The 26,391-nt window shown below is 37.6% G+C and carries 28 protein-coding genes; 10 read left to right on the top strand and 18 right to left on the bottom strand.

Annotated elements, in window-relative coordinates; genetic code table 11:
* Positions 1–142: 142 nt before the first annotated feature.
* Together GHC26_RS10080 and GHC26_RS10075 are read right to left on the bottom strand one after the other, a co-directional pair.
* Positions 143–1,795, bottom strand: a complete 1,653-nt coding sequence (locus GHC26_RS10080) for an FAD-binding dehydrogenase (protein ID WP_163971141.1) — start codon at positions 1,793–1,795, stop codon at positions 143–145.
* A 231-nt stretch (positions 1,796–2,026) separates the two neighbouring features.
* Complete coding sequence (locus tag GHC26_RS10075; protein WP_163971140.1) at positions 2,027–2,179, bottom strand: small acid-soluble spore protein P; 153 nt, start codon at positions 2,177–2,179, stop codon at positions 2,027–2,029.
* A gap of 174 nt (positions 2,180–2,353) precedes the next feature.
* On the opposite strand from GHC26_RS10075, the gene GHC26_RS10070 reads away from it, so the two are divergent.
* The gene (locus tag GHC26_RS10070) at positions 2,354–3,151 is read left to right on the top strand and encodes a glycoside hydrolase domain-containing protein (RefSeq protein ID WP_163971139.1); all 798 of its coding nucleotides are present in this window, start codon (positions 2,354–2,356) and stop codon (positions 3,149–3,151) included.
* 323 nt (positions 3,152–3,474) lie between these two features.
* Here GHC26_RS10070 and GHC26_RS10065 read toward each other — a convergent pair whose 3' ends face one another.
* The 3 genes from GHC26_RS10065 to GHC26_RS10055 all read right to left on the bottom strand — a co-directional run bounded on the left by GHC26_RS10065 (position 3,475) and on the right by GHC26_RS10055 (position 5,667).
* Positions 3,475–4,452, bottom strand: coding sequence for an NERD domain-containing protein (locus tag GHC26_RS10065; protein WP_163971138.1), 978 nt, complete (start codon positions 4,450–4,452; stop codon positions 3,475–3,477).
* A 205-nt stretch (positions 4,453–4,657) separates the two neighbouring features.
* Entirely contained in the window at positions 4,658–5,209 is a 552-nt protein-coding gene (locus GHC26_RS10060) for an SLOG family protein (RefSeq protein WP_163971137.1), read from the bottom strand.
* A 119-nt stretch (positions 5,210–5,328) separates the two neighbouring features.
* A complete protein-coding gene (locus tag GHC26_RS10055) occupies positions 5,329–5,667 on the bottom strand; it encodes a CotD family spore coat protein (protein WP_163971136.1) in 339 nt (112 codons plus the stop codon).
* Between the two features lie 244 nt (positions 5,668–5,911).
* Here GHC26_RS10055 and GHC26_RS10050 point away from each other — a divergent pair, with 244 nt between their 5' ends.
* From GHC26_RS10050 to menC, 4 genes are all read left to right on the top strand, one after another.
* Positions 5,912–6,754: a MurR/RpiR family transcriptional regulator gene (locus tag GHC26_RS10050; protein ID WP_163971135.1), complete on the top strand. Its 843-nt coding sequence runs from the start codon at positions 5,912–5,914 to the stop codon at positions 6,752–6,754.
* Positions 6,755–7,089: 335 nt separating this feature from the next.
* Positions 7,090–8,205 (top strand): M20 peptidase aminoacylase family protein, encoded by a 1,116-nt coding sequence (locus GHC26_RS10045; RefSeq protein ID WP_163971134.1) that lies wholly within the window; start codon positions 7,090–7,092, stop codon positions 8,203–8,205.
* 18 nt (positions 8,206–8,223) lie between these two features.
* Positions 8,224–9,018: a GNAT family N-acetyltransferase gene (locus GHC26_RS10040; RefSeq protein WP_163971133.1), complete on the top strand. Its 795-nt coding sequence runs from the start codon at positions 8,224–8,226 to the stop codon at positions 9,016–9,018.
* Positions 9,019–9,037: 19 nt separating this feature from the next.
* Positions 9,038–10,147, top strand: coding sequence for an o-succinylbenzoate synthase (gene menC, locus GHC26_RS10035; RefSeq protein ID WP_163971194.1), 1,110 nt, complete (start codon positions 9,038–9,040; stop codon positions 10,145–10,147).
* 862 nt (positions 10,148–11,009) lie between these two features.
* On the opposite strand, the gene GHC26_RS10030 is transcribed toward menC, so the two are convergent.
* Together GHC26_RS10030 and GHC26_RS10025 are read right to left on the bottom strand one after the other, a co-directional pair.
* Positions 11,010–11,939 carry a manganese-dependent inorganic pyrophosphatase gene (locus GHC26_RS10030; protein ID WP_163971132.1) on the bottom strand — a complete coding sequence of 310 codons (930 nt, stop codon included), beginning with the start codon at positions 11,937–11,939 and terminating at the stop codon, positions 11,010–11,012.
* A 70-nt stretch (positions 11,940–12,009) separates the two neighbouring features.
* On the bottom strand, positions 12,010–12,573 hold the full coding sequence (locus GHC26_RS10025) for a hypothetical protein (protein ID WP_163971131.1): 564 nt from the start codon (positions 12,571–12,573) through the stop codon (positions 12,010–12,012).
* Positions 12,574–12,797: 224 nt separating this feature from the next.
* Here GHC26_RS10025 and GHC26_RS10020 point away from each other — a divergent pair, with 224 nt between their 5' ends.
* Together GHC26_RS10020 and GHC26_RS10015 are read left to right on the top strand one after the other, a co-directional pair.
* Positions 12,798–13,913, top strand: a complete 1,116-nt coding sequence (locus GHC26_RS10020) for an NAD(P)/FAD-dependent oxidoreductase (protein ID WP_163971130.1) — start codon at positions 12,798–12,800, stop codon at positions 13,911–13,913.
* Between the two features lie 630 nt (positions 13,914–14,543).
* Positions 14,544–14,984: a cell wall hydrolase gene (locus GHC26_RS10015; protein ID WP_163971129.1), complete on the top strand. Its 441-nt coding sequence runs from the start codon at positions 14,544–14,546 to the stop codon at positions 14,982–14,984.
* A 385-nt stretch (positions 14,985–15,369) separates the two neighbouring features.
* Here the strand turns inward: GHC26_RS10015 and GHC26_RS10010 are convergent, their stop codons facing one another.
* Complete coding sequence (locus GHC26_RS10010) at positions 15,370–15,534, bottom strand: hypothetical protein (protein WP_163971128.1); 165 nt, start codon at positions 15,532–15,534, stop codon at positions 15,370–15,372.
* A 170-nt stretch (positions 15,535–15,704) separates the two neighbouring features.
* On the opposite strand from GHC26_RS10010, the gene GHC26_RS10005 reads away from it, so the two are divergent.
* Positions 15,705–16,397 carry a hypothetical protein gene (locus GHC26_RS10005; RefSeq protein ID WP_205599214.1) on the top strand — a complete coding sequence of 231 codons (693 nt, stop codon included), beginning with the start codon at positions 15,705–15,707 and terminating at the stop codon, positions 16,395–16,397.
* A 46-nt stretch (positions 16,398–16,443) separates the two neighbouring features.
* Here the strand turns inward: GHC26_RS10005 and GHC26_RS10000 are convergent, their stop codons facing one another.
* The 6 genes from GHC26_RS10000 to GHC26_RS09975 form a co-directional block, all read right to left on the bottom strand.
* Positions 16,444–16,842, bottom strand: a complete 399-nt coding sequence (locus tag GHC26_RS10000; protein WP_163971127.1) for a VOC family protein — start codon at positions 16,840–16,842, stop codon at positions 16,444–16,446.
* A 51-nt stretch (positions 16,843–16,893) separates the two neighbouring features.
* Complete coding sequence (locus GHC26_RS09995; protein ID WP_163971126.1) at positions 16,894–17,322, bottom strand: RDD family protein; 429 nt, start codon at positions 17,320–17,322, stop codon at positions 16,894–16,896.
* Between the two features lie 34 nt (positions 17,323–17,356).
* Positions 17,357–17,743: a hypothetical protein gene (locus GHC26_RS09990; protein WP_163971125.1), complete on the bottom strand. Its 387-nt coding sequence runs from the start codon at positions 17,741–17,743 to the stop codon at positions 17,357–17,359.
* Positions 17,740–17,952: a helix-turn-helix transcriptional regulator gene (locus tag GHC26_RS09985; protein WP_163971124.1), complete on the bottom strand. Its 213-nt coding sequence runs from the start codon at positions 17,950–17,952 to the stop codon at positions 17,740–17,742. Before GHC26_RS09985 ends, GHC26_RS09990 begins: the two co-directional genes overlap by 4 nt.
* Positions 17,953–18,098: 146 nt before the next feature.
* Positions 18,099–18,515 (bottom strand): universal stress protein, encoded by a 417-nt coding sequence (locus GHC26_RS09980; protein WP_163971123.1) that lies wholly within the window; start codon positions 18,513–18,515, stop codon positions 18,099–18,101.
* Between the two features lie 36 nt (positions 18,516–18,551).
* Positions 18,552–20,012, bottom strand: coding sequence for a SulP family inorganic anion transporter (locus GHC26_RS09975; RefSeq protein ID WP_163971122.1), 1,461 nt, complete (start codon positions 20,010–20,012; stop codon positions 18,552–18,554).
* A gap of 254 nt (positions 20,013–20,266) precedes the next feature.
* Between GHC26_RS09975 and GHC26_RS09970 the strand changes: the two genes are divergently transcribed.
* Complete coding sequence (locus tag GHC26_RS09970; RefSeq protein ID WP_163971121.1) at positions 20,267–20,407, top strand: hypothetical protein; 141 nt, start codon at positions 20,267–20,269, stop codon at positions 20,405–20,407.
* 363 nt (positions 20,408–20,770) lie between these two features.
* Here the strand turns inward: GHC26_RS09970 and GHC26_RS09965 are convergent, their stop codons facing one another.
* Positions 20,771–21,421 carry a YczE/YyaS/YitT family protein gene (locus tag GHC26_RS09965; protein WP_163971120.1) on the bottom strand — a complete coding sequence of 217 codons (651 nt, stop codon included), beginning with the start codon at positions 21,419–21,421 and terminating at the stop codon, positions 20,771–20,773.
* A 953-nt stretch (positions 21,422–22,374) separates the two neighbouring features.
* On the opposite strand from GHC26_RS09965, the gene GHC26_RS09960 reads away from it, so the two are divergent.
* Positions 22,375–23,541, top strand: coding sequence for a putative glycoside hydrolase (locus tag GHC26_RS09960; RefSeq protein WP_163971119.1), 1,167 nt, complete (start codon positions 22,375–22,377; stop codon positions 23,539–23,541).
* A gap of 299 nt (positions 23,542–23,840) precedes the next feature.
* On the opposite strand, the gene GHC26_RS09955 is transcribed toward GHC26_RS09960, so the two are convergent.
* The 3 genes from GHC26_RS09955 to GHC26_RS09945 form a co-directional block, all read right to left on the bottom strand.
* Complete coding sequence (locus GHC26_RS09955; RefSeq protein WP_163971118.1) at positions 23,841–24,854, bottom strand: DUF3231 family protein; 1,014 nt, start codon at positions 24,852–24,854, stop codon at positions 23,841–23,843.
* 29 nt (positions 24,855–24,883) lie between these two features.
* A complete protein-coding gene (locus GHC26_RS09950; protein WP_163971117.1) occupies positions 24,884–25,261 on the bottom strand; it encodes a hypothetical protein in 378 nt (125 codons plus the stop codon).
* A gap of 199 nt (positions 25,262–25,460) precedes the next feature.
* On the bottom strand, positions 25,461–26,066 hold the full coding sequence (locus GHC26_RS09945; protein WP_163971116.1) for a hypothetical protein: 606 nt from the start codon (positions 26,064–26,066) through the stop codon (positions 25,461–25,463).
* Positions 26,067–26,391 lie beyond the last annotated feature (325 nt).

Here is a 26,391-nt window from a genome sequence, read left to right as displayed (position 1 = left end):
TTAGTTGTTTCTGCACTGACAAGTGATCTCGATTTACTACTGGCTGCTTTTCATGCTTAATTGCACCTTGAAAAGTGTTTTCGATTTATTTTCAGATACTTTTCTTTACCGTCTGTGCATTGAAACAAACTCACAAAGAAAATTACAATACATCAGCCAGAGACCGTCCAACTACACGACCTGTAAATAAACAACCACCGACAAAGGTACCTTCTAATGATCGATATCCATGAACACCACCACCACCAAAACCTGAAGCTTCGCCTGCTGCATACAATCCAGGAACTGCATCACCTGCTTCATTCAATACGCGACCAGATAGATCTGTTTGCAGACCACCTAATGTTTTCCGACTAAGAATGTTTAATCGAACTGCGATCAGTGGACCATTTTTCGGATCAAGTATTTTATGCGGACTCGCTGCTCGAATTAGCTTGTCACCAACATAATTTCGTGCTGTACGAAGAGCTGCGATTTGCAGATCTTTTGTAAATTTATTCTCCAATTCTCGATCTCGTGCCTCAATTTGCCGTTCAATGGATGTAACATTTAATAAATTCTCGCCTACTAATTTATTCATACCGATCACAAGATTATCAATGTTGTCTGCAACCACAAAGTCTTCTCCATTATCCATAAATTTTTGAACTGGATCTGGTGCACCAGATCGTACACGACTTAATACTTTACGAATACTTTTTTCTGTTAAATCAGGATTCTGCTCAGATCCAGAAAGTGCAAATTCTTTTTCAATGATTTTTTCGGTTAAAATAAACCATGAATAGTCATACCCTGTTTTCTGGATTGCCTCTAGTGTACCTAGTGTATCAAAACCTGGAAAGTTTGGCGCAGGAAACCGGTTTCCTTCTGCATCAAGCCAAATAGAGGATGGGCCTGGCAAGATACGGATGCCATGTTTCGGCCAAATTGAGTTCCAATTTTTAATCCCTTCTGTGTAATGCCACATCCTATCCCGATTGACGATTCGACCACCAGCTGTTTCAGCAATTTCGAGCATTCGTCCATCGACATGTGCTGGAACACCTGAAATCATACGTTTTGGAGGTTTACCTAGGCGTTCTGGCCAATTTTTACGGATTAAATCAAAGTTAGCCCCAATTCCACCACTTGCGACAACGACTGCTTGGGCATAATAGTAAAATTCATCTACTACCTCTCGTGAACTTTCCTCTCCACGTTTAGCATGACTAGGTTTTAGAACAGATCCCCTAACACCTGTAATTGAGCCATTTTTTTGAATAAGCTCATCGACACGATGACGAGGCAAATAGTTCACTAATCCATTTTCCATATGTACTCGAACACGGCGTTCAAATGGTGCCACAATTCCTGGACCTGTCCCCCATACAATGTGGAATCGAGGTACAGAATTTCCGTGACCTTCTGCTAGGTATCCACCACGTTCTGCCCAACCTACTACTGGAAAAAAACGAACTCCCATCTCCCGTAACCATTCACGTTTTTCGCCTGCTGCAAAATCCACATATGCTTTTGCCCACATTTTCCCCCAATAATCTTCATCATTTTCCCGGTCAAAGCTAGCTGTACCAATCCAATCTTGCCAAGCTAACGCATGGGAGTCCTTAATTCCTAGCCTGCGCTGTTCAGGTGAATCCACAAGAAATAAGCCACCAAACGACCACCATGCCTGTCCACCTAGTGAATCTTCTGGTTCTTGATCTAAAAGCAACACTTTTTTGCCAGCATCAGCTATTTCAGCAGTTGCTACAAGTCCTGTAAGTCCAGCACCAACAACGATCACATCATATTCCATTAAAGCTCCCCTCTCCAATTACTGCTAAATTCAGATAATTATTATCATTATATCATTTCTAACATTTAGAATATACCATTAGAAAAACTCGCATTCGCTCGTCCTTTAGCGAATACGTTAGTTTTTCTTATACTTGGGACATTAAAATTTTAACCACGTCGAGTCGACTTCTAGCTAAAATTTTATACTTTCCTAACGTGTTAAAAAAGGCAGCTATTAACTGCCTTTTTCCTACATGCCATGTCCAGGATTGTTCTTTTCTCTTGTATGATTTCGTTGTTTTACTTTATGAGATCCATCTAATGATTCACCATATGGTAATTTCGGGCTTTTTGGTAGGTTTGGTTGTTTTTGCTGCTTTGGACCTTTTGGTTTACCAGACATTGTCATGCTCCTTTCCTAAGGCTATTTACAAGGGGACATCGTTAGTTTGTGCGATTTTTGCAAAGCTATTTATCCTTATTCGGCAGATGCCTTTTTTCAAATTTACTAGTTATTTGCCTACACTCATTCGATTCACCCTTAATACACTGCTATAGGTGCGAAGGGAGGATCGAAATGAAAAGATACCAAATTTGGTCACTAATCGGTTTAGCGATTGTAATAGCAATCCCATTTTTGTTAAATGTGTTCTTCTTCGATGATTCATCATCCGATAATGGAAATGGTAACGGAAATGGTTCTAATGGGAATGGCAACGGTAACGGAAATGGGGATGAAATTCATTGGGGTGTCGATTCGGCAAGTTATACAGATGATAACATGTATCAATGTGTTGTCGATAACTTTGGAGAACCAGAAGTTTGGGGTCGCTATTTAGGTGACCGTGAAGGTGTTTCACAGGGGCTAGATACTGATGAAGTAGATCGTCTGCATAATCAAGATGTACAAATCCTTGTTATTTATAACCACGCAAATGATGTTACAGGCTATGATAACGGGGTTAGCCACGCAGAAGAAGCGATTAGTTATGCCGAGGATCTTAATATTTCAGATGGTGTAGCCTTATTTTTGGATGTTGAACCTAGCTATCCTGTCAATGCTGAATTCCTAGAAGGCTGGTATGACACCTTATCCGATTCACCATACGAACCAGGAGTCTACGGTGTATTTGATGAAAGTAGTAGTGATTTATTAAACGCGTTTAACGGAATGGATCAACAAAAGCAAGAAAACACTGTCGTATGGACTGCTTATCCTCAAGAAGGAATTACCACAAAAGATAACGCTCCTGAATTTAACCCACAAGGACCTGATAACGCAATGGTATATGGTTGGCAGTATGGATTAGAAGCTGAAGCATGTAATATTGACACCAATCTATTTACTGGCGACATGTTAGATTACTTGTGGTAACACTACAAAGCGAGATGCTCCTGAAAATGTGGAGAGTCTCGCTTTTTTTATGATGGGAGCTTATGCTTGTGTTGAGCGCTTTAATTGTGAACTTGAGCCGATTTGCTGTGAACTTGAGCGCTTTGCATGCGGTGTTGAGCAATTTAGTTGGTAAGATGGGCGCTTGTGCTTGTGTTGAGCGCTTCAATTGTGAACTTGAGCCGATTTGCTGTGAACTTGAGCACTTTGCATGCGAAGTTGAGCAATTTAGTTGGTAAGATGGGCGCCCTGAACACGGTGTTGAGCGCCTCAATTGTGAACTTGAGCCGAACACTAATTTTAGTCTACTCACTTAGTAAGGTCTCAACATTCAACCTATATCGGGAACCGCTTGTCGTGCCAAATTGTTTTAGTTTTGCCTTTTGTAGTAGCTTTCTCATTGTACTAATGGATGTTATTTGTAAAAATGAGCGAGCTTGTCTATTCGTAATGAAAGGATTGATTAGTAAAGCATAATCAGCAAGTCCATTTAGATAGGCAGTCCGAGATACTGCACCACACTGGTCACAATACCATTTACCCCTATGATATGGAATAGAAATTGCCTTGCAACATGGACAAACTATCCCTTTTATAAGCTGTTCACTTTTCACCTGATACTTTTCCATTATGTCCGTTTTTACTGGGGTATGTTGTGAAAGGAGTTGTGCGGAAATCTCCCTTAATTGATCTTCTGAAAAGCGTTTGGAAGGATATTTATTAGATAACTCGTGGATTTTGGAGAGCATTTTTTCTTTATGCATGACTTTTTCGATTATATGTGGGTTATCCGTGAGATTTTTTAATATAGTAGTCGGATTCGTATAGACGACGATACCCTCTATGGGAATAGGTGGATAGTGCTGTTCTGTTAGCCACCGTGAAAGGCGAAAATGCTGCAAGTTCACTTGGTCAATCGGATTATCAAACCGCTCTTCTGTTTCACCCGTTTGGCGTATCATTTGTCCCATGTTATCAAAAATGACATTCCCATATATATTTTTAACCTCGATAATTAGAATAAAATAGGGTGAAAGAATCAGTGCATCTAGTTGAAAAAATCCAGAAGAATCGGGAATACGGAGATTATGAAAGATGAGGTATTTATCCTTTGGAAGAAAACTGAGTGGAAAATCTAGAGATTGCTCACCATGAAAACCAGCTCGAAGGATCTTTGCTTTACTGCTTACATTATCTTTTTGCGGATGGTACGAAGGGAGTCTTCTATCTAACGCTTCTGTTTGGAGGAGTTGACAGGGGAAATCGTGAGACTTAATAATCACATCGACACTACCTTTCTTTTTTATGCATTTATATTCGACAATATTAAACAAAGATCCTTCATTTTACTTAAAAATAAAGGTGAATTGTGAACTTTGAGCGGCTCAATTGTAAACTCGAGCCGAAAAATTGTGAACTTGAGCCATTAAACTGTGAACTTAAGCGCCTCAACTTAGAACTTGAGCCACTCCTCCTCCAACAACAAAATCAATCCCAATAATTAGGGTCAGCCATCCGAATTTCTTCAACAATATCCTCTAAATCAGCCGGTGTGATCAAATAAATTGGATAATCAACTTGTTGTTTTGCTTCATTATAAAAATAGCGATTACTTCCTGGGAATTCTTCATCCAATAAGATTAAGCATCCATCACTTTTATCGATTAACCACTTGTTTTTCGCTTGAAATTGATAAGGACCTTTATAATCTCCTTGATATAATGGCTTGTAAAAGTCTGCGATCGCTATTAATTCTTGATAATGATGCTGCATTGGTTCAGGCCAGCGACTTTCTTGGTTTTCAAATGGCGGGATAATCGCAAATTTTATATCATATGTTTCCTGCAGTTCTAAAATGATATCAGCCGTCCACAATTCCACTCCCATTTGGCCAGAAAGGATTACCCAATCCAACCCTTCCTCTATAAAAGGGATCAGTCTTTTTTGAATAGCAGCCTTTATAAAATGAATTCGCTTATCATCCTGTTTAAAAATCGATAATTCCATTGGTTTATATCCAGTAACTGTTAAAATTTTCATGTATTAACCACCTAACCTTGTCCCATTATATCGATATTATTCCATCACATCTACTACTATGCAGTGTTCAACAAAGAAAAAGCTGGCGATTTAGTGCCAGCTTTTTCTAAATCTCTACTTTACCAAGGTCTTCTTCTTGGGACACCAGGTGCAACGCCTGGTCCTGGTACCGGTCCTGGTACTGCTCCTGGTACTCCTGCTCCTGGTCCTGCTACTGGTCCGACACCTGGTGTTGGACGTGGTGGTGCAGGAACTTGGTAGGAACCTCCATATACATCTACACTATTTGCTGTATTAACTACTGAAGTAGAATGAGGATACACATGCTTATTTTTCGTTAAGTGATGATTCATCACTGTTGTGTGTGATGGATGAACATGCTCCACCATATCGTGTGTGCAATGATGAACCATATTATGCTTTGTAGGATAAACTATTCTTCTTGGGCAATGTGACATATAATTACTCCTTTCGTATGGGATCATTCACTAATAACGTATGGCAAAGACCCTTTATTTGTATGAGCAAGTACCTAGATATCCAGTAGTTATTAATAATTTGAAAATTTTTTATTGAGAAAATAAGCGAATTGTGGTAAAGTACACCTAATAAATAAAGCGTTTCCTTTCTCATAAAAACTGTTGAAGGATACACTTTACTTCCTACATAATGTACATGGTTGGATGAAGCGAGGGATAATAGATGGATAAAATTTTCAACAACATCAAACAACAACAAGCCAATTTTTCCAAGGGATTAAAAAAGACCGCAACCCACTTTTTTCATGATCCAAAAGTTTTTGCTGTCAAGTCTGCAGCACAAGCTGGAAAACAAATTGGTGTTAGCGAAACAACGGTTATTCGTTTTGCAAATGAGATTGGATATACTGGCTATCGTGCACTACAAGAGGATGTACAACATCATTTATTTCAAAAAAGTAGCTTAAGTGACTATTTAGAGCCAAAAATCACAGACAATCCTAATAAGCATTCTGTAAAAAGCTTCATGCAGAATGATAGTTCTACAATTCAAGCATTTGCTGAGCATATGTCTGAACAAGACTTGGAAATGGCCGTTACCAAACTAGCACAGGCTGATCAACGACTAGTGGCAGGTGTTCGATCATCTCATGCGATGGCTAGTTGGTTTGCTTTTGCATTAGATCTGATACTTGGGAACACCCGCCTTTATCAACCAACTACGGATGACGTACTTTTACGAATAAGTGATTTAACAAAAAACAGTGTAGTGATCGTCTTTTCCTTTCATCGCTATGCAGTCGACAGCCTTCACATTGCGAAATTGGCCAAGCAACAGGGTGCTTTTGTATTAGCTTTTACCGATACATTCTACGCACCAATTACTGACATTGCTGATTTATCGCTTCATGTACAGTTAAATGTGAAATCCACATTAGATGCAGCACCAGTTGTCTTTTCACTAATGAATGGTATCATATCGTCTATTTCATTACGCAACACCGAAGACTTTCAACAGCGTGTTAAACAATTTGACGCGATGAACGCAGAAGATTTCTTTGCCTAATTAATCAGACAGGACCTTTTCGTATTCTTTGTTGTTTTTTTCCGTCGCAACATTTATATAATACGTCTTAAAAGTGTAGTTGATTTCCGCTTCGGACAGTCGCTTTCACCGCGGTCATAAGTGCGACATCTATTCAAACTTTACGTTTTCACAGTGTCCTCTTTACCGCGGACAGATGCTTTTAGCTTCCTCTATAGAAAAGCGGAAGCACCTTAGTCACCCCCGAATATAAAACTTGGCTTGTCGCCGAGATCTATCAACTATTCATTAAAATTTATACTTGAAAAAGCAACAGTCTTTAAGCGAACAGCCATTATAGAAAAGGAGTAGTTTTCATGGAAACAACGATTACGAACAAATTAGAAGAAGTATTTCGTCATTTACACCAACATCCTGAAATAAGCTGGGAAGAGCATAATACAACACAATACATCAAGTCTTTATTTGAATCATATGATTGTACTATTAACACATTTGGAGACAATCCAGGACTCGTCATAGAAGTTGGAGAGGGAAAACCCGTTGTCGCCTTACGAGCAGATATAGATGCATTATGGCAAGAAGTAGATGGAACATTCCAAGCCAATCACTCTTGCGGTCATGACGCTCATATGACAATTGTAATTGGCAGTATTTTATCTCTATTGGAAAATGGTGTACCTGACGAAGGAACATTCCGATTTATTTTCCAGCCAGCTGAAGAAAAAGGAACAGGTGCGCTTGCACTTGTAGAAGAGGGAATTATTGATGATGTCGACTATCTATATGGCATGCATTTAAGACCAATTCAGGAATTACGGAATGGCCAATTTGCTCCAGCTATCCGACATGGTGCTGCACGCTTTGTTGAGGGACACATTCGAGGTGATGATGCGCATGGTGCACGTCCTCATTTAAATGCTAATGCGATCCAAGTGGGAACGGAATTTTTTCAGCATTTAAACAACATTCATCTTGATCCTATGATTCCATACTCGGTAAAAATGACATCCTTCCAAGCAGGTGGTAAAAGCTTCAACATCATTCCAGGAAATGCGACATTTGCGATTGATATGCGGGCGCAAACCAATGAAGGAATGGATATATTGATGAAAAAAGTGGAGGGAATTGCCTATATGCTATCCACTTACCATAACGTTGACATTGACTTAAACATCGGTGCCAACATAGCTGCTGCCGTTATCAATGATGAAGCAACAGCCATTATGCATGAAGCTATTGTAGAAACCGTTGGGGAAGCAAACACAAAACCAATGATCACTACAACAGGTGGCGATGACTTTCATTTTTATACGATAAAACGACCTCAAGTAAAAGCGACCATGTTAGCAGTCGGATGTGACTTAGAACCAGGTTTACATCATCCGAAAATGACCTTTAACCATGATAGTATTCCTGCAGCTGTTGATGTGATTACAACGGCTCTACGAAAAACCGTTAAAAAGAAATAATTCAAGGGAGGAGAAATGATGACAGATCACATTAATATTCGTCAACTGACCTCAATGGATGAAATGAAAGACATGCAAGTGGTAGAGGAAACGGTTTGGCAAATGCCGCCTACCCCTGTTCATCAAACGTATACAGCATTAAACAATGGCGGGATTATATTAGGTGCTTTTGACGGAGAAAAAATGATTGGCTTTCTTTATAGTTTTGCAGGGTTTGATGGAGAGAAGCCTTATCTCTGTTCCCATATGCTTGGCATTTTACCAGAATATCGTAAAGATGGCCTTGGACGAAAAATGAAACTGAAGCAGGCAGCAATTGCAAAAGAAAAAGGCTATTCCATGATCACGTGGACATTTGATCCATTAGAAAGCTTGAATGCCTATTTAAATATCCACAAACTTGGTGCCATTGGTGCACATTATAAAGAGAATCATTATGGTTCAATGAACGATGGGCTAAATCAAGGATTGCCAACAGATCGAATCCAAATTGAGTGGAACATGGACGATACCTTTACATCCCCGAACCTATCATTGGATACGAACAAGTTATTAGTAGATGTTAATGAGAATGGGGTGCCAAAAGTTAGCGAACGCTTTACCTCTGATTTTACAGGGGATCAACATAGCTGGTTCGTCCCAATCCCAACACATTTTCAAGACATTAAAAAAGAAAACATTGAACGAGCTAAACAATGGCGGTATGAAACACGTCGAATCTTTCAGGCATTATTTCAACACGGGTATGTTGCCAAAAATGTTATACGAGATGACAGCAATGCCTTAACGTACTATTACTTTTCCAAAAAATAGGGAGGAAATGATATTGTCTATTCCAATAAAACAAATCAAGCTACATAAGGTGAAAATGAAGCTAAATAGTCCATTCACAACTAGTTTCGGCACAATGGAAACCAAGGAATTCTTTATTACTGAAATAATCGATGACAAGGGAAATCGTGGCTTTGGAGAATCAGTTGCCTTTACCAGTCCATGGTATAGTGAAGAAACCGTAAAAACGAATGAACATGTGATCGAAGACTTTTTAATTCCATTATTAAAGGAAAATACGATCGAGCATCCTGATGAAGTGCTGGAGGTTTTTAAATCTATTAGACGTCACAATATGGCGAAATCTACTTTGGAAGGTGCTATATGGGACCTTTATGCAAAGCGCAAAGAAATTCCACTTGCAGAAGCACTGGGTGGTACGAAAAGTGAAATTGATGTTGGAATTAGTATTGGAATCCAACCAACAGTGGAGGATTTAATTAATACTATTGATCACTATGTCAAAGAAGGATATAAGCGCATTAAAATAAAAATCAAGCCAGGCTGGGATGTAGATGTATTGCGGGAAGTTCGCAAACAATTCCCAGACACACCAATTATGGCAGATGCAAATTCTGCCTATACCTTAAATGACATAGACCATTTAAAACAGTTAGATGATTTAAATTTAATGATGATTGAACAGCCTCTAGCACATGATGATATTATCGATCACGCAACATTACAAGAGGCAATGGAAACGCCAGTTTGTTTAGACGAAAGCATTCATTCCTTTGAAGATGCCCGTAAAGCAGTTGAGTTAGGTAGCTGTAAAATTATTAATGTTAAGATTGGCCGTGTCGGCGGACTGACTGAGGCAAAACGAATCCATGATTATTGTAAAGAAAAAGGTATCGATATATGGTGCGGAGGAATGTTAGAAGCCGGTGTTGGCCGTGCACATAACATTGCCTTAACAACCCTAACCCAATTTACTCTTCCAGGTGATACCGCAAGTTCAGCTCGTTATTGGAAACAAGACATTATTGATCCAGAAGTGACCGTTACAGATGGTGTCATCAAAGTTCCAACAAAACCTGGAATTGGCTACGAGATTAATGAAGAAGCATTAAAATCCTATACTACAGAAGTTAAAACATTCGACTTGTAATGAACGAAGGAGACAGTTTTCTACTAAAAGACTGTTTCCTTTTTTATCCTTGGGACATTAAACACGTCGAATCCACTTCTATGCTAAAATTTTTCCTAACGAGTAAAAAGGAAGGATAGAATCATTTGAAGAGACTACTGGAAGGCCGATTTGGTAAGTTTATTTTGCCAGCCATCATCCTGCAATCTGTATTGATAGGGGTAGATTTGTAACCGGCCGAGAAATTGTAGAATTTTGTGCTCATTATGGAACACTAGAATTGCTGGGAGTCTTTCTTTTCATTTAACCGTTGATCAATATGGAAAATGACAAAATTACATTCTTCAACCTCGAATTTATTTGGATATTTTAAATAATAATCCAAACACTTTACAGCATGCTTTCTCCACGCTTCTAATTCATCTATTGTGCAATTGTTAATTTGTTGCTTTACTAATTTCCGATTAATATAAATCACCACCTATATTGAGCAGTCGGCCCTATTTTATACTTCTTAATTATGGGGATATAAACTGCTGTTAAAATGAAGGGTTTCTAAAATGAATTATTACACACCTTATTTCACTATAGAAGTGATAGTTGCAAACAAACACCCCATATAAAAATAATTAAGAAAAAACGTTCAAAATCGTTTTAATTAAAATCTTTCACACATAAAGCTTAACTCATTCCTGGGGGCTTTTCGACTCGACAGGACGTGTTAGTGCTGACGTTCTCGATTAACGTGGCGTTTCTTAGTCAGCCTTCCATTTAACACACGATAAATACCTCCTTAAAAATATGAAAAATCTTTAAATAGGTTTCTAGGTTTCATTAAAAAATGGCTACTAATTGATTACAAATTTAGTAGCCATTTTCTTCTTTACTTAGTAAACGCTTCGGTTAATACTGTTACAATTTGTTTCTTACGGGATACAACGCCTTTTAATAAAGCACGATTATTTTCTAAGGTAACGTTAAATGCCTCTTCTACTTTGTCCGCACCATTTCCAAGTGCTAACACTTCGGAATCGTTGTTGACGATATCTGTCACGACAAATAAGAACAAGCCAAGACCTTTGTCCTCGATGATATTATTCATTTCTTTTTCAATATCAGCTTGTGTTTCATATACTTTTGCCGTATCAACCGTATTAACTTGTGCGATCTGGACCTTAGCATCACCCATGGTAAACTCTTTTGCATCCATCGTTAATAATTCAACAGTTGACTTGTCACTTAAATCAGCACCTGCTTGTAACATTTCAAAGCCATATGTATCTAAGTCTACACCAGCCACCTCAGCTAATTCATGTGCTGCATCCACATCTTCTTGTGTGCATGTAGGCGATTTTAATAACAAGGAATCGGAAATAATTGCGGATAATAATAGTCCAGCAATCTCTTTTGTGACCGTCACATTATTTTCTTTATACATTTTATTCAAAATTGTTGCTGTGCAGCCAACAGGTTCTGCGCGAAAATAGAGCGGTTCTTTTGTTTCAAAGTTTGCTACACGATGGTGATCGATTACTTCTGCAATACGCACATCTTGGATATTGTCCACACTTTGTTGGAATTCGTTATGATCTACTAAAATAACGTTCTCATAAACATCATCCACTTCTTCGATCAATTGTGGTGCTTCCACCCCAAAATAATCTAGTGCATACTGTGTTTCTTTATTAACCGCTCCAAGTCGTGCAGGATCTGCGTCAACTCCTAATTTGTTCTTTAAATTAGCATAGGCAATAGCAGAACAAATCGTATCTGTATCAGGATTTTTGTGCCCGAAAATGACTGTTTTACTCATATTCCATTCTCCTTCTCCTACTGTAATATAGCCTGTTTTTAGATTACCATATCATTTGGCATGATGCGTACTAATTTGCTGATTTTAATGTTTCGGTAACACCCCAAATTTTATCATACCCATCATAGCTATTCAAAGCGATGTCCAAGTCATGAAATAGGCGATGCAAATTTCGGACATAATCAGCATCTTGTGATTCTAATGCATTTTGTGCAAGTTCTTGTATATGCTGTAAATCGTTCAGAAGTGCCTCATTATTTACCTCAGAAAGAAAATCACTAATCATTCCATCTACGTACTCTGCCTGCTCGGCTTGCTCATCCCAATTTAAATTATTAATTCCGCCATAGCCTGTTGTATCATTGTAAAAGTCATGCATGTCTGAGACAAAATCGCCAATTTCTTGGTGATCTTGTCCAACGGTCTCTTGTATAGTTTCAACTTCCTCTATGGTCTCTTCAGAGGCAGCTACCTCTTCTTGTTGTGAATCTGCTTCAGCACTTTCTTCTTCACCATTTACCAATGACTTCATATCCAAATCAAATAGATTAAAAAAGAATATACTAGCCCCTATAATCGTTATAAGGATAACGGTTGTGAACGTCCATCCGAACCAACCTAATTTTTTTAGCAATCAAGACACTCCTTTTTTGACACATACTATATCAATTCCCAGTATATCAATATTGTTATACATTTTTTTGCCTACACTTTCTCCTAGAAACTGATATTCTAACTAGCTTAACATACAAACAACACATGTACCTTTTAAACCCTCTCATTTTACTTTTCCTTCTATAATTTTTATAGTAATTAATGAAACAATAGAACTTCATAAACTAAAAAAGGATTTTTCATATGCAAAAAACAATTGTAATCGGAGCAGGTATTGTCGGTGCAACAGCTGCCTATCAGTTAGCTAAAAAAGGTGTTGATGTTGTTGTCGTTGACCGTGGGAAGAGCGGACAAGCAACAGATGCTGCTGCAGGCATTATTTGTCCATGGCTTTCCCAAAGACGGAACAAAGCATGGTATTACTTAGCAAAAAATGGTGCGAGAATTTATCCATCTTTAATCGAGGAATTAACCAAAGATGGTGAAGAAGATACAGGTTATGCAAAAGTAGGCGCAATAAGCCTACATCATGATGAAAAGAAATTAACTGGTATGCGTGATCGTGCATTAAAACGTCGTGAGGATGCACCTGAAATTGGGGAAGTCACGATCTTAAGTAAGGAACAAGCAAGAGAGAAATTCCCACTACTCAAAGAAGGCTATGGAGCTGTTCATGTCAGTGGTGCGGCACGTGTGGATGGAAAGAAATTACGCCATTCTCTATTACGTGCTGCCGAAAAGCATGGTGCAACTTTTATAAAGGGAGATGCGATTTTACTTTATGAAGGAAACACCATCAAAGGCGTTTCGGTTGATGGAGAAGATATCAAAGCAGATAGAGTTATTGCTACATCTGGTGCTTGGATGAAGGATTTATTCGCTCCTTTAGGTATTGACTTTAAGGTGACACCGCAACGAGGACAAATCATTCATTTACAGCTAAATGATCAATCAACAAACAACTGGCCATTAATTATGCCACCAACAAGCCAAAGTATAGTCCCAACCGACGATAATCGAGTCATTATTGGCTCCACACATGAAGATGGTGTGGGATTTGATGATCGAATTACAGCAGGAGGGCTGTATGATATTTTAAACAAAGCAATATCCATTGCCCCAGCATTGGAAAATGCCACTGTTCTCGAAACACGTGTTGGCTTTCGACCATACACACCTGGATTTTTGCCTGTAGTTGGTCCTCTTCCAGGATTTAAGAAACTCTACCTTGCCAATGGATTAGGTGCTTCAGGTTTAACAACAGGCCCATATATTGGAATTGAATTAGCCAAACTTGCATTAGGAGAAGAAATAGACATTCCGTTAGATCAATATGATATTAGTGGGGCTATTGAATAACATAGATCGCAAGCGGAATCGCATGATTTCGTTTGCGATTTTTGTTTGGATAAATGAAATCGCGCATTATCTTACTAATTGTTTTAGCAGCATAAACAGCAAGCAAAAACGCTCAGAATTTTAATTTAATCTGAGCGTTTACTTACGTTAAAATTGCTATCCTTCTTCAACTAAAGGACCCCACCTCTTTATATATAATTGCTAAAGGATTATCAACGAGTACGTCAATCAATCCATTCGTATGTCTTCTGTAAACGTGAATTTCTTCCTTTAATACATATTCAGAACTATGATTAACTCTTTCTGTTTATCTTTGTTGATATTTTCAACGGAGTATAGGTATGATTGTTAGCAACACTTACCCAGAAAGGACGTGGGTAAAGTGTTCCCTTAATTGTTCTATTATTAAACTCTACTGCCGTTAGCACAAGAGACGACTCCTCTTATTGAGCAATCGCTCCCCCTTAATGCAACATTATTTTAACTACCTCATATGTATTAATAAGAGGAGGCCTAACTTGATCTAGAAATAAAACCTAGTGAAAGTGATGCATATCCATGCATATAAAAGTTGAAATAGTCTTTTTTTTGTGGATTCTTTTAATACAATTCTTATAGAGGTGATGAGAAGTGACAAGAGTTGCATATACCGAAAGTGACATTGATTTAATAGCAAGGATGATGAGAGCAGAAGCCGAGGGTGAAGGGCAACTAGGAATGCTTATGGTTGGTAATGTAATTGTAAATCGACTAAAAGCTAATTGTTTAGACTTTAAGGATTTACGGTCAATACGGGATGTGATATTTCAAATTCAAGGGGGAAATTATTCTTTTGAAGCAGTGCAAAAAGGCAATTTATTTTATAACCCAGCAAGAGGTGTAGAAAAAAAGTTAGCCAAACAAGTCTTAAAGTATTGGAGACAACATCCTTCTAAGTATGCTCTTTGGTATTTTAATCCATATGCAGAATGTCCACCTACGTGGTACGGTCAACCATTTACTGGTCATTATAAACAACATTGTTATTATGAACCGGTAGCTGATACATGTGAAGGTGCTTATAGATGGTAAAAAAATCCCCATATATAATTAAATATATATAGGGAATTAGTTACCGAAAGATAAAGCCTGTATCAAGTAATAATTGATACAGGTTTTTTTCTAAATTTCTTATTAAACTATCGCACCCTTACGTTAAGTGAATTATTTAATATATCAACCACTACATTATAATCATCGATATCCCACTCTGTATATCCCAATTTTTAGCACGTTAATTAACAGGCGTATATAAATCCTTGTACTCTTGTTAAAAGGGTTGTTAATTACGATGTTTTTATGTTAAAACACTGTAAACGTTGATATATCAATAAAAAGGAGTGTGAAACGCTATCCGACTTGCAATCCTAATTATTATGTTATTTAATGTTTTCTTCCCTATAACTGAACCCGTTACTTAATACAGTTGCCTATTTTTAACCGTTTCAAGGTCTTTCGTAATCTTAACAATCTGCTTCTCCAACCATTTAAATCTTTTGAAACTCAACAAATACAACGTTTTAAATAAATAAAGGTCAAATTTAGATGCACCTATCTTATCTTGATTTGCAATAATATTCACATTTTCACCTCCGAAAAAGATTAATTCCTCTCTTTCACTTGAATCATTACGTAATAATACGAAATTCCTTTCCTAAAAGTTTCATTGAAATCATTGAAGTAGGAAAATATGCGTATATATCAAAAACGTTAGCAAAAAATAAGAACAGCACTTACGAAAGAGGGGTCGGTATGGAACAAGAAGAAAAATTAAAAACAACTGCAACGACAATGGGAAGTAATTTAAAGGTACAAACGTTTGGAGGAGCTGAAAAAACAACTGACACTGTGGTTGCCATGAACACGGTTGAACATATCATCAATAATTGGAATGCGATGTCTAAAAAAGCGGCCAACCTTACCATTGAACAATATGGCGCTCCAAACGAAGCTACCGAAAGCCGTTTAATTTGGTATAACAATGGTCCATGGAAACGCACCATCGTTTATCGTGATGAAATTCCGCATGATTTTCCACAACCACATACAGATGTCATCGAAAACTATATTAACTATATGGTTCCACCCGAAAAGTTTAGTGAAATTGCAGAATTTGATGGAAGTGTCATTGTGGAACGAACAAGAGGTGAGGTATCTTCTCGTTGTGACATGGAGGCAGCAAATATTCTTGCACTAAATATAATGAACGAAATTGTGACAGGGAAATTGAATGCCGAACAAGCACGTGATAAATATTGTGAAATCTTTTCGGCTTTTACGATGAATAGACCAGCACCTTATGCAGAAAAACTTCAATTCGATGTTTCCACAAACGAAAATTATGATACTGACGTTGTGATGATTACTGATGAAATGGTAGAACAAGCTAAAGAAAAAGTGAACGATGTCGTGAACAATCGTAACAATAAAGATAAACTTCACTAAAATGGACTTTCTTCTAAATAAACTATCTTCCCAGATCATTTTTAGTTTAGTTAGGAAGATTTAATTGCCAGGAAACGCCAAAGCGATCATTTAGCCACCCAAACTTTTTACTAAATCCATAATCATCTAAAGGCATAAGTTCCTGACCACCATCCACGAGATTGTTATAAAGCCTATCCATTTCTTCCTCTGTATTACACATAACATATATAGAGAAGGACGGGGTAAAAGAAAATTCATGTTTTATATTACTATCAATGCACATAAATTCTTGATCATTTATCGTGAAGGTTGCCTGCATGACCGTTCCTTCTTCCCCAGCTTCATCGGGTCCGTATCGAACAATATTGGTAATGTTAGAGTTCTCAATAAGTGATGTGTAAAAGTTCATTGCCTCTTCAGCCTGGCCATCTTGAAACATTAAAAATGGGGTTACCTTTGCCATTGTAAAAGTTCTCCTTTCTATATTCTAAACTCAAGTTTACATGACTCCTCACTATTGCACTTTTCGTGGAGGACTTGTTGTCACATACGTTTGCGCAATAAAGTCGTGAATCGCTCGTTTATCTTCTCTTATCCCTACCATAAAGGCACTTACAACTAATCCAATTCCTAATGTAAAAGTATAGGCAGCTCCTGCTACTATATCCCTTAAAATCATAGTACCAATTCCAACTTTTCGACCATCAACTCGAACAATTCGATTTCCAACCATTCTTCTTCCTAAAGTGTACCCATACCAGAAAATAGGTAGTAACAAGGTATAGAAAAACCCAAAACTTTCAATAAGTCTATAACTATCACCATCATAAAATGCGCCGTATAAAAACTGTGAGATAATACCAGTCACCAAAAATATAATCATTAAATCTAAAATTCTAGCCAAAAATCTGTTCCGAAAACCTGCTGGGTTCGTAAAATCCATTCAATTCTCCTTTCATTTAAATATTGAAAAGGTATTACATATGCCTTTTCACTAATATAAACTGAATAATTGGTTGAGTAATATACGCTATACATAAAGCAATGAATAATGTATAGTTTTCCCCTTTACTGATAAAGAAAAAGTCTATCACCCAGAGGGTTAACAAGGAGAATAAAACGACATTATAACTAACGTGTGCACTGCTCTTCATAATGGTTTTCCCCATTTCATCTTTTTGCACTTCCCTGCGAGTTCCCCAGGTAAATACCTGTCCCCAAGCCACTAATAAAGCTATAATTAAAAGAAATTCAGTAACATCATACGTTGCGCCATCAATGACAAAATAACTTAGAAGGGTTCCTCCAAAATAAAGCGTAATCACGATTAAAAATACTAAACCTACAATATCTTTCTTTGTCATTGTTTATCTTCCCCTTTCCCTTCATATAAAAATAATTGGTCAACTGTCACATTTAAACAATGTGCCAATTGAAAGGCAAGCGTTAAGCTTGGATCATATTTATTGTTTTCAATCGCATTGATCGTCTGTCTGCTCACATCACATAAGTCAGCTAACTTCCCTTGTGACAATCCTTTTTTATCCCGGAAATCTTTTATTTGATTTTTCATACAACCACCGCCGATAATAATAGGTGTAAAATAGGTTTTACACCTATATAATAAAATATGGAAGGATAAATGTCAAATACTTTTTACATCTCTATAAAGAAAAAACACCTGTGAACGTCTAGCTCACAAGTGTTTCGTTATGATCCTTATTTAACAATTAATACTGGGCAATTGACACGTTTCGCTACTTTATGACTGACACTTCCTAAGATGAATGTCTGAAATTCATTTAACCCTCGGCTACCAATGACAACACAATCAAACTCATTTTTATTTGCAAATGAAACAATTGTCGGTCCAGGTTCGCCATGTAAGATATGAATCTCGTACTCAATTCCCGTATTCTGTAAAACGTCTTCTACTTTTTTAATTTTTTCTTTTCGTTTTTTCTTCACTTCGAATTTATCTGTATGATGCAATACATCTGTTTTCGATGTACTCCCATCTACTACATACACGACACCAATGGTTGCTCCAAACTTTTCAGCTAGCTCAGTAGCATAATGCGTCGATCTAACAGAGTGATCTGAACCATCTGTAGCTAATAAAATTTTTGTAAACATACTCCACCTCTAATTTAGTTTACCATGGGCACTTTATTAGTGACCTGAGGCTTTTGATAATCCACCAATACGATTTTTCAACTGCTTACTTGATTCGTTTAACCCACTATATTCAACCATTATACCATTTTGTTCAAATTTCATCTCTATTTTGTCTAATGCACCTATTGCAGAATCATCCCATAAATGTGCACGTGTTAAGTCAATCTCCACTTCTTTAACAGAGTCCTGATAATTAAAGTTGTTTGGAAAATCACTTACGGACGCAAAGAATAGTTGACCTTCTACTCGATAAACTTTCTTTTGTTCTTTAAATAGCAATTCTTCGGTTACTTTTACTTTCGAGATTTTTGCTGCAAAGAAGATGGCACTTAATAGTACCCCTGCAAGAACCCCTTTCGATAAGTCGTGCGTGATTACAACGATTGCTACTGTTGTAACCATTACAGCTGCATCGGTTTTCGGTAATTTGTGTAGTGTTCGGATCGATGACCAATCAAACGTACCAATTGATACCATGATCATAACGCCCGCTAGTGCCGCCATTGGGATTTGGACAACAACATTTCCTAAGACGATAATTAAGAACATCAGGAAGATACCAGAAACTAAAGCGGATAATCGTCCACGTCCACCAGATTTAACATTAATTACAGATTGTCCAATCATCGCACAACCTGCCATTCCACCAAAAAATCCAGTTACCACATTCGCAATCCCTTGTCCACGGCTTTCTTTATTTTTGTTACTTTCCGTGTCTGTCATATCATCCACAATATTCGCTGTTAAGAGCGACTCTAGTAAGCCAACGATTGCAAGTGCTAAGGAATACGGGAATATAATCATGAGTGTTTCCCATGTCAACGGAATATCTGGAATAAGAAATAATGGCAGTTGCTGTGTGAGGGAGCCTAAGTCCCCAACTGTTCGTACTCCAATATTCCCAAATATCGCAATAGCAGTTACCACAATAATGGCAACTAATGTAGAAGGTACTGCTTTTGTAAAACGCGGTAAAATATAAATAATAGCGAGTGTTAACGCAACTAATGCATACATGACCCAGCTTTCCCCTGAAAAATGCTGCAGTTGGGATGTAAAAATCATAATCGCAAGTGCATTGACAAATCCGACCATCACCGAACGTGGCACAAATTTAATCACACTTGCTAACTTAAAAACTCCAAATAATATCTGGATGATACCCGTTAAAATTGTTGCTGCAAACAAATATTGTAGTCCATGATCGGCAACTAGTGTAATCATTAACAATGCCATGGCACCTGTGGCACCAGAAATCATTCCAGGTCGTCCACCTACAAATGCAATGACAACGGCAATACAAAATGATGCATACAACCCAACCATTGGATCAACACCAGCAATTATCGAGAAGGCAATTGCTTCTGGGATAAGTGCTAATGCAACAACAATTCCTGCTAGAACGTCATTTCTAACATTACCAAACCATTCTTGTTGTATTTTTTCTAGATTCAATGTTTTACCTCTTTCTATTTAAAGTTTGTTTTCCAGGCTTCCATAAAGCCTGAGGCGAGAACAACTTTAAAATCATACCATAGAAACGGGTTTCTACAAAATTGCAAGTAAGCGTCATCTTTTTTCACATGCTCTTGTTTCCTTCCATTTTCGTGTATTTTCTATTAAACACTACGAATATGGTGTAAACCTCGATAAATATTTACAGCCTGCGAGCATTTTGCTACATTAAAAACGAAGGGTGGATGAATGTTATGAATAAAAACAAACTCATCGTTATAGGCGTTGTATTCGCAACAATTGTAGTTCTCCTATTAGGTTGGTTTTATTTGCAAGACGTGATGATTGAACATGATATAGATGAAAAACAAGATAATAATTGGAATTTTCATTAGAGAAGATGATGAGGGGGTCACCTAATGAGGGTAGCGGTTGGTCTGGTGGGGTGTCTCTGTTCCTGTTTTGGATGCTCTCTTTCTCATTTGGGCACTGAGGAGTGAGCTCTATTACTTTTTTACTGGTGTTCTTGGTAGTTTGGGCATTGACAAGCGTGCTCTGTTCCCTTTTTGCTGTTCCTCTTGCTGGCTCGGGCACTGACAAGCGTGCTCTGTTCCCTTTTTTCAACTTTCTTCCATTGTTTCGGCACTAATGCCAAAATCATTACCAAATAAAAAAGCTTAGGGTGAAAGAAACTATATCCCTAAGCTGTTTAACTAAGAAAATGATTAATTATCGTACCGCTCAACACAAACCTCATATTACCTAGCTTGTGACCGTGAGATTTGTGGTTCATCGACGTTCCGTGCAGCCAATTGGTCAACAAGTTGTTTAAAACGTAAATAGGTAAATTGGAAAATAGGACTTTGCACAAATGTAAAAATAAAACTGAAGATAAAAACAGGTCCACCTAATATAAGTCCTACAATTAACACACCACTTTCGGTTACTATCCGAACGCGACCAATTGAGGTATTTAATTTATCTGATATGGATAGCATAAATCCATCCCTAGGACCTGACCCAACACCAGCAGCATTATAAATTCCGCCACCAAGGCCCATGATAACAATTCCCAACATAATCAGGATGACATCTGTCCATGTATGACTTGCCTGTGGTAAAAAATCTAACCACAAATAACAATCCACAAAAATTCCGACCAAAAATGCATTAAAAAAGGTTCCAATTTTGATATAGCTCTTATCTAAAATCCAGGATACAACAATTAGTCCTATCCCGATTATGATTGCCCACGTGCCAATCGATAACCCCACTTTATCGTATAGTGCAACATTTAACACATCCCATGGGTGAAGTCCTAAATGCTGTACATTGATTGCCATGGTGATCCCCAAACTAAAAATCATCAGTCCAACGACAAAAAAGGACCATCGAATAACATTTCCCATAATACGCCTTCTTTCTATTTATTCGAAATTTATTTCACATGTATTTATATTGCAATATAGTTTAAAAAGTTTCAAGGGAACAAGCAATTATTTTTCAAACAATATGTACAGTCCTTATGGTGAACTTCGCAAAGAAAAGAGTATGACCCAAGAAGATTTATCAAAGCTTGTAGAAGTTTCAAGATAATCCATCATCTCAATAGAACCAGGAAAATACAATCCGCCATTAGAATTAGCATACAACATTGCAAGACAGTTTCGTTGGTTAATTGAATGTGTATTTTTATTTGATGAAAAGGAGTGAATGGCTAGTGGAATTTTCAATTGCTGGTTTAATAAGCTTATATGGTGGAATAACAATTGGGATTTTAGGTTGGTGGTTTGGTCGCAAAAAGGTTAGAAACCTTCACATTCACCAGGCCTTTAATGGAGAATGCCTTAGTTGCCCTTATGCAGTAGGAAAGTTTATTTATACTTTCCTATCTGCCAAAGAAAGAACGAAGACTAGACGAACTATACGACCATATTTGGCAAAAGGCAAGACCTACATCCTGGTATGCATCACACTACTTCCATTTACATTCTTTTTCCTTCGTTCTTTTTTGACTTAAGTATAACTATGGTATTAGGTATTCTCTTATTTGTGCACCTGGGAAGTTGGTTATTAATGGAATACAAAAGAACACCCCTGATACCTTTCACCCAACTCGTGTTATTACTGGCATCACCATCTTATAATTTTCACCTCATGACAAATGACTATGACCTTTTACTATTATTGCCCTAATCATTGCTCTATACATCAAAACTCATCAACAAATAATGTTTAACCATATCCTTTTTATGAAAAAATTACCGAAACCGATCATGACATTATCTACGCTGTATTTCCCGAAATTGGCTAAATAATTTCCTTTTTATCCGTACATCGTAGAAATAAAGGTGATGATCTGATGAAAAGAACAATGATGTATATTATAGCACTCGTAACCATAATGATTGCTGGATGTGGAGCAACAATTAAGGATGAAAGTTCTGGAGAAAATACAACAACTATCAATAAGATGTCCCATCATCCAGAACGACAAGCCGAAGAACGAGAGAAAGAAGAATTTATCAAGCCAGTCGAAAAACCAGAACCAAGAGAAGTGAAGGGAATTTATTTAAATCGCTATGCATTTAAAGAAGATTCAATTGACGATTATATTGACTTAATAAAATCCACCGATCTAAACGCCGTTGTCATGGATGTCAAAGACGATTTCGGCATGTTAACGTATGATTCAGAAGTGGAACTTGCCAATGAAATAAACTCAGACCAAAACCCAACTGTAGAAGACATGACAGCTCTTTTAGAACGATTAAAAGAAGAAGGGATATACACGATTGCACGGGTTGTCGTTTTTAAAGATCCCTATTTAGCCGAGCAAAAAAGTGATTTTGCCATGAAACGGGATGACGGGACCGTATGGCAAGATCAAAAAGGGGTTAGTTGGATTGATCCTTATCACAAAGAAGTATGGCAATATGTCACAAATATTGCAGAAGAGGCTGCTACACTTGGTTTTGATGAAATTCAATATGATTATGTCCGCTTTCCAGACAATGCGCAAAAGGTAGATCAAGAAGTGGCTTTTGCCAATTCAGATGACTTAGCGAAGGATGAAAACATTGCATCCTTTCTTCGCTATTCAAACGAACAATTAGCTAATCAGCCTGTGTATGTGTCAGCAGATGTATTTGGATTGGTTACAACAGCTGAAGATGATATGGGAATTGGGCAAACATGGGAAAAGATTTCACAAGAGATCGACTATATTTCTCCAATGACCTATCCATCCCACTACGCACCTAATTCTTATGGGATCGCTAATCCAGATGATCATCCTTATGACATCATGAAACAAGCGATGGAAGATGCCGTCCGACGTAATAATGCATTAGAAGAAAAGGGAGAGGATCCTGCTATAATACGACCATGGATTCAAGACTTTGACTTTAAACGGCCTTATACGGAGGTTGACATCCAAAACCAAATTAAGGCATTAGAAGAACAAGGAATTACCCAGTATTTAGTATGGAATGCATCTAGTGAATATACCGAAAATGCATTTCAGTAAGAAAAATAAAAGGACAGGATGCCACGTGCAATATCCTGTTCTTTCTCTGTTGTGCATGTTTGGTCACTAGCTTTTATGAATTAATTTCTTTAGCAATGTGGGGAAGTTATAGGGAGGACGTGCTCTGTTACCTTTTAGTAATATTTCTAGATATTTCAGGCACTGATAGCCTCCCTCTGTTTCCTTTTAACCATAATTTCATCTTTTTCAGGCACTGACAAACGTCCATAGCAGTGGAATGCCTAAGTCTGATATTGGAGCCAAAAAGAGATAGGCATAAACCTACCTCTTTAGAACGATTACACTCGTTTTCCTTGGGATAAATTTCTGCGATCAGTTGCTAATGGCGGTTGCTCTAACCAGCCTTCTCCAATCATCAAATTTCCTCCGTCCTCCGAATACTTCGCAAGCTCACCTGTTAATTTTGTGTACTTTCCACTAAGGTCCCGTCTGGAATTAACACTAAAGGCCGTACCATAAAAAGCAATCTCAATCTGTGTTGACAGCTGTACTTGATACATCATTAATCGATCTGAAAAAGGAGGTATGGTGGAATCGGTAACAAAGGATTGCCAAGACATTGGGTAATTTAGTTTTTCCTCTCGTAATATATTTTCAAATTCTTTAATATGCTTATTCGATATCTTCAGGCCACGATTCACATACTTACGAAACTTATCCGATTTTGCCACCTGGCTAAAACCAACTTTTAATGCAACATGTAAATGCATCTTATTCATGTTAAAGGTGATATCCCCGATTTCCATCACACTAAGTGGACGACGTTCGCCAAACCATCCATTCAAAAAGGTCTGCTCTTTCACCCAGTCCACTGATTGAGGTGGAGTTAATACAGGTGGGCGTGTATACAATCCTTTATTTAGCATAGCATCAATTGTCTTATCAAATAATCCCATCGTTTCGGTATTACATGCAATATAATATTGGCGAAGGTCTGGTCGGATAGATGTACCAACCGAAAGACCATATCCCATTAAGCCTTGTAACGACATAATATATAAATAGTATAAGTAAAATGGATCCTGAAAAAGCCGGGGTGCTTTTACATTCACATCCTCATCTGTAAAACCATGAGGGACAGGGAAATTTTCCCCATTAAAAAAAACCTCTAATTTTTCCACATGGCCTTCTGCTACTTCCAAAGATGTATGATAAAGCTCGCGGATATCTTCATCTTCTATGTGTTCAAGTGCATATTTAAAGAAGCAAATTGACATCGTATCGAATAGGTATTGCGTCCACATGCTTGCTATCTCAGATGCTGTTAATGGTATGTGATTAGATTGTGCCATGGATGTCGTAACCTTCCCTTTTTATATTGTTAGTTATATCGTTTGATTGTTTTTGTTATTTTATACTTTTGTAGAATGACTATTGACTTGAAAGGTTCCTTTCGCAAACGTTTCAGCTGTTCACCATAAAAAGAAGCACAATCTCTTCTTTCCCACTCAAACCAAAAATCACCCCCTCTTCCCCGATGTTTAACATCTACTGCTTCAATCCATTTTTCCTCAGAAAAGGTTGCAGATGGAAGGATAAGTGTACCCTGATCACAGACGTAGTCAATATTTACTCTATCGAGGCCTTCCAATAGAAAATCAATGTTTGTTTCTGTTTCATTTTTATAATCAAAAATAGTTGTTTCTCCCTCTGTAAGCAACCACCCATGACGAATTAACAATTGATTCCACGTTTTCATTCGATATCGTCTCCCTTTTGGTTGTGCATCCATTATCGCAAAAGGTCGATGACACCCCTGTCATTACTATTGTCATTATTGACATATGAGGTCGGAAACAACTATCGCGTGATCACTACCGGCTGTTAATGCATCTTCCAAACGATAGGTTACCTGTTCTATCTCAAATGATGAAGAGGAAAAAATATAATCATACCGTTTATGAAATTGGCCCTCTTAAAATATGGGAAGTTGTTAATGGCAGGTATTTTAGTGCTTTTTCGTCTGTCGTTTGATCCTGCTGTTGCTGAATTTCATGTAATACTGTTGGATTCTTTTTCAAAAAAACCCTATATGTATCCTGCATATTATGGACAGGATCAGCACCCATTAGAAGCGCAGCACCTGTTCCGCGATCACCTCGTTGATTGAAAAATTTCACATTTTCCAAATTATAATGATCCACTTCTGGTTCATTGGCATCAAAACAGCAAATCATCGGCTCATCCTTATGTGCAGCTAAATATTCTGCTATCCCAGTATATTGAGCTGACTTTGTCTTCTTGTAGCCAACACCTGTAAGTGAATGGAAACAAACTGCTGTAAAGGCTATTCCACTACCCTCTATTTTGGCTACTATTGTCCTATCTGGAAAAGGCGTTCGCCTCAGGACATCTGACTGTTTTAACTTAAGTGATTCTGTTACACCAATAAAACACCCAAGCTTACGATTAGTACCGTCAAAGGGACCCGCCTCTCTTATATCAGGAGAAAATGCATGTTCTGTAAAATGATTCCTAAGGTATTTCCGATCTTTTTCGGTCACCTCTTACAAGGCAACAATCGTTGGTTTTGTTGTTTCCTTGATAACAGACATCAAATATGCTGTCTTTTCCTCTATAGACTCTCTTAGTGCAATATTCCAACTAATGACTCTAATATGTTCCATCCCAATACACACCTTTTTATTGAAATTGCATTGCTATTATGGTGTCTATCGGATCATTTGAGGATTAATATATTTTCTCTCTTGTGAAATCCGGAATAACCGTATTCCGTAATTCCACTTTTACCTCACATTTTTCTTTGCTGCAGTTTCCTTTGCCACTAGAAGGCGTTCGTTCTTACTTATCGGGTAACGCTTCCATTGT

The sequence above is a fragment of the Oceanobacillus halotolerans genome, assembly GCF_010993955.1.
In the GTDB taxonomy this organism is placed as follows: Bacteria; Bacillota; Bacilli; order Bacillales; family Amphibacillaceae; genus Oceanibacillus_A; species Oceanibacillus_A halotolerans.
Note: the sequence above shows the minus strand (reverse complement) of the source record. Positions and strands in the feature narration are given on the sequence as shown.

Coding starts and splice junctions, on each gene's coding strand:
- GHC26_RS10055 (WP_163971136.1), bottom strand. CDS start 5,667: ATGTCACATTGCCCAAGAAGAATAGTTTATCCTACAAAGCATAATATG.
- GHC26_RS09965 (WP_163971120.1), bottom strand. CDS start 21,421: ATGGGAAATGTTATTCGATGGTCCTTTTTTGTCGTTGGACTGATGATT.
- GHC26_RS10045 (WP_163971134.1), top strand. CDS start 7,090: ATGGAAACAACGATTACGAACAAATTAGAAGAAGTATTTCGTCATTTA.
- GHC26_RS10000 (WP_163971127.1), bottom strand. CDS start 16,842: ATGGCAAAGGTAACCCCATTTTTAATGTTTCAAGATGGCCAGGCTGAA.
- GHC26_RS10040 (WP_163971133.1), top strand. CDS start 8,224: ATGACAGATCACATTAATATTCGTCAACTGACCTCAATGGATGAAATG.
- GHC26_RS09950 (WP_163971117.1), bottom strand. CDS start 25,261: ATGAAAACGTGGAATCAATTGTTAATTCGTCATGGGTGGTTGCTTACA.
- GHC26_RS10030 (WP_163971132.1), bottom strand. CDS start 11,939: ATGAGTAAAACAGTCATTTTCGGGCACAAAAATCCTGATACAGATACG.
- GHC26_RS10070 (WP_163971139.1), top strand. CDS start 2,354: ATGAAAAGATACCAAATTTGGTCACTAATCGGTTTAGCGATTGTAATA.
- GHC26_RS10080 (WP_163971141.1), bottom strand. CDS start 1,795: ATGGAATATGATGTGATCGTTGTTGGTGCTGGACTTACAGGACTTGTA.
- GHC26_RS10060 (WP_163971137.1), bottom strand. CDS start 5,209: ATGAAAATTTTAACAGTTACTGGATATAAACCAATGGAATTATCGATT.
- GHC26_RS09955 (WP_163971118.1), bottom strand. CDS start 24,854: ATGGCACAATCTAATCACATACCATTAACAGCATCTGAGATAGCAAGC.
- GHC26_RS09980 (WP_163971123.1), bottom strand. CDS start 18,515: ATGTTTACAAAAATTTTATTAGCTACAGATGGTTCAGATCACTCTGTT.
- GHC26_RS09960 (WP_163971119.1), top strand. CDS start 22,375: ATGAAAAGAACAATGATGTATATTATAGCACTCGTAACCATAATGATT.
- GHC26_RS09970 (WP_163971121.1), top strand. CDS start 20,267: ATGAATAAAAACAAACTCATCGTTATAGGCGTTGTATTCGCAACAATT.
- GHC26_RS09995 (WP_163971126.1), bottom strand. CDS start 17,322: ATGGATTTTACGAACCCAGCAGGTTTTCGGAACAGATTTTTGGCTAGA.
- GHC26_RS10075 (WP_163971140.1), bottom strand. CDS start 2,179: ATGTCTGGTAAACCAAAAGGTCCAAAGCAGCAAAAACAACCAAACCTA.
- GHC26_RS10020 (WP_163971130.1), top strand. CDS start 12,798: ATGCAAAAAACAATTGTAATCGGAGCAGGTATTGTCGGTGCAACAGCT.
- GHC26_RS10005 (WP_205599214.1), top strand. CDS start 15,705: ATGGAACAAGAAGAAAAATTAAAAACAACTGCAACGACAATGGGAAGT.
- GHC26_RS09985 (WP_163971124.1), bottom strand. CDS start 17,952: ATGAAAAATCAAATAAAAGATTTCCGGGATAAAAAAGGATTGTCACAA.
- GHC26_RS09990 (WP_163971125.1), bottom strand. CDS start 17,743: ATGACAAAGAAAGATATTGTAGGTTTAGTATTTTTAATCGTGATTACG.
- GHC26_RS10050 (WP_163971135.1), top strand. CDS start 5,912: ATGGATAAAATTTTCAACAACATCAAACAACAACAAGCCAATTTTTCC.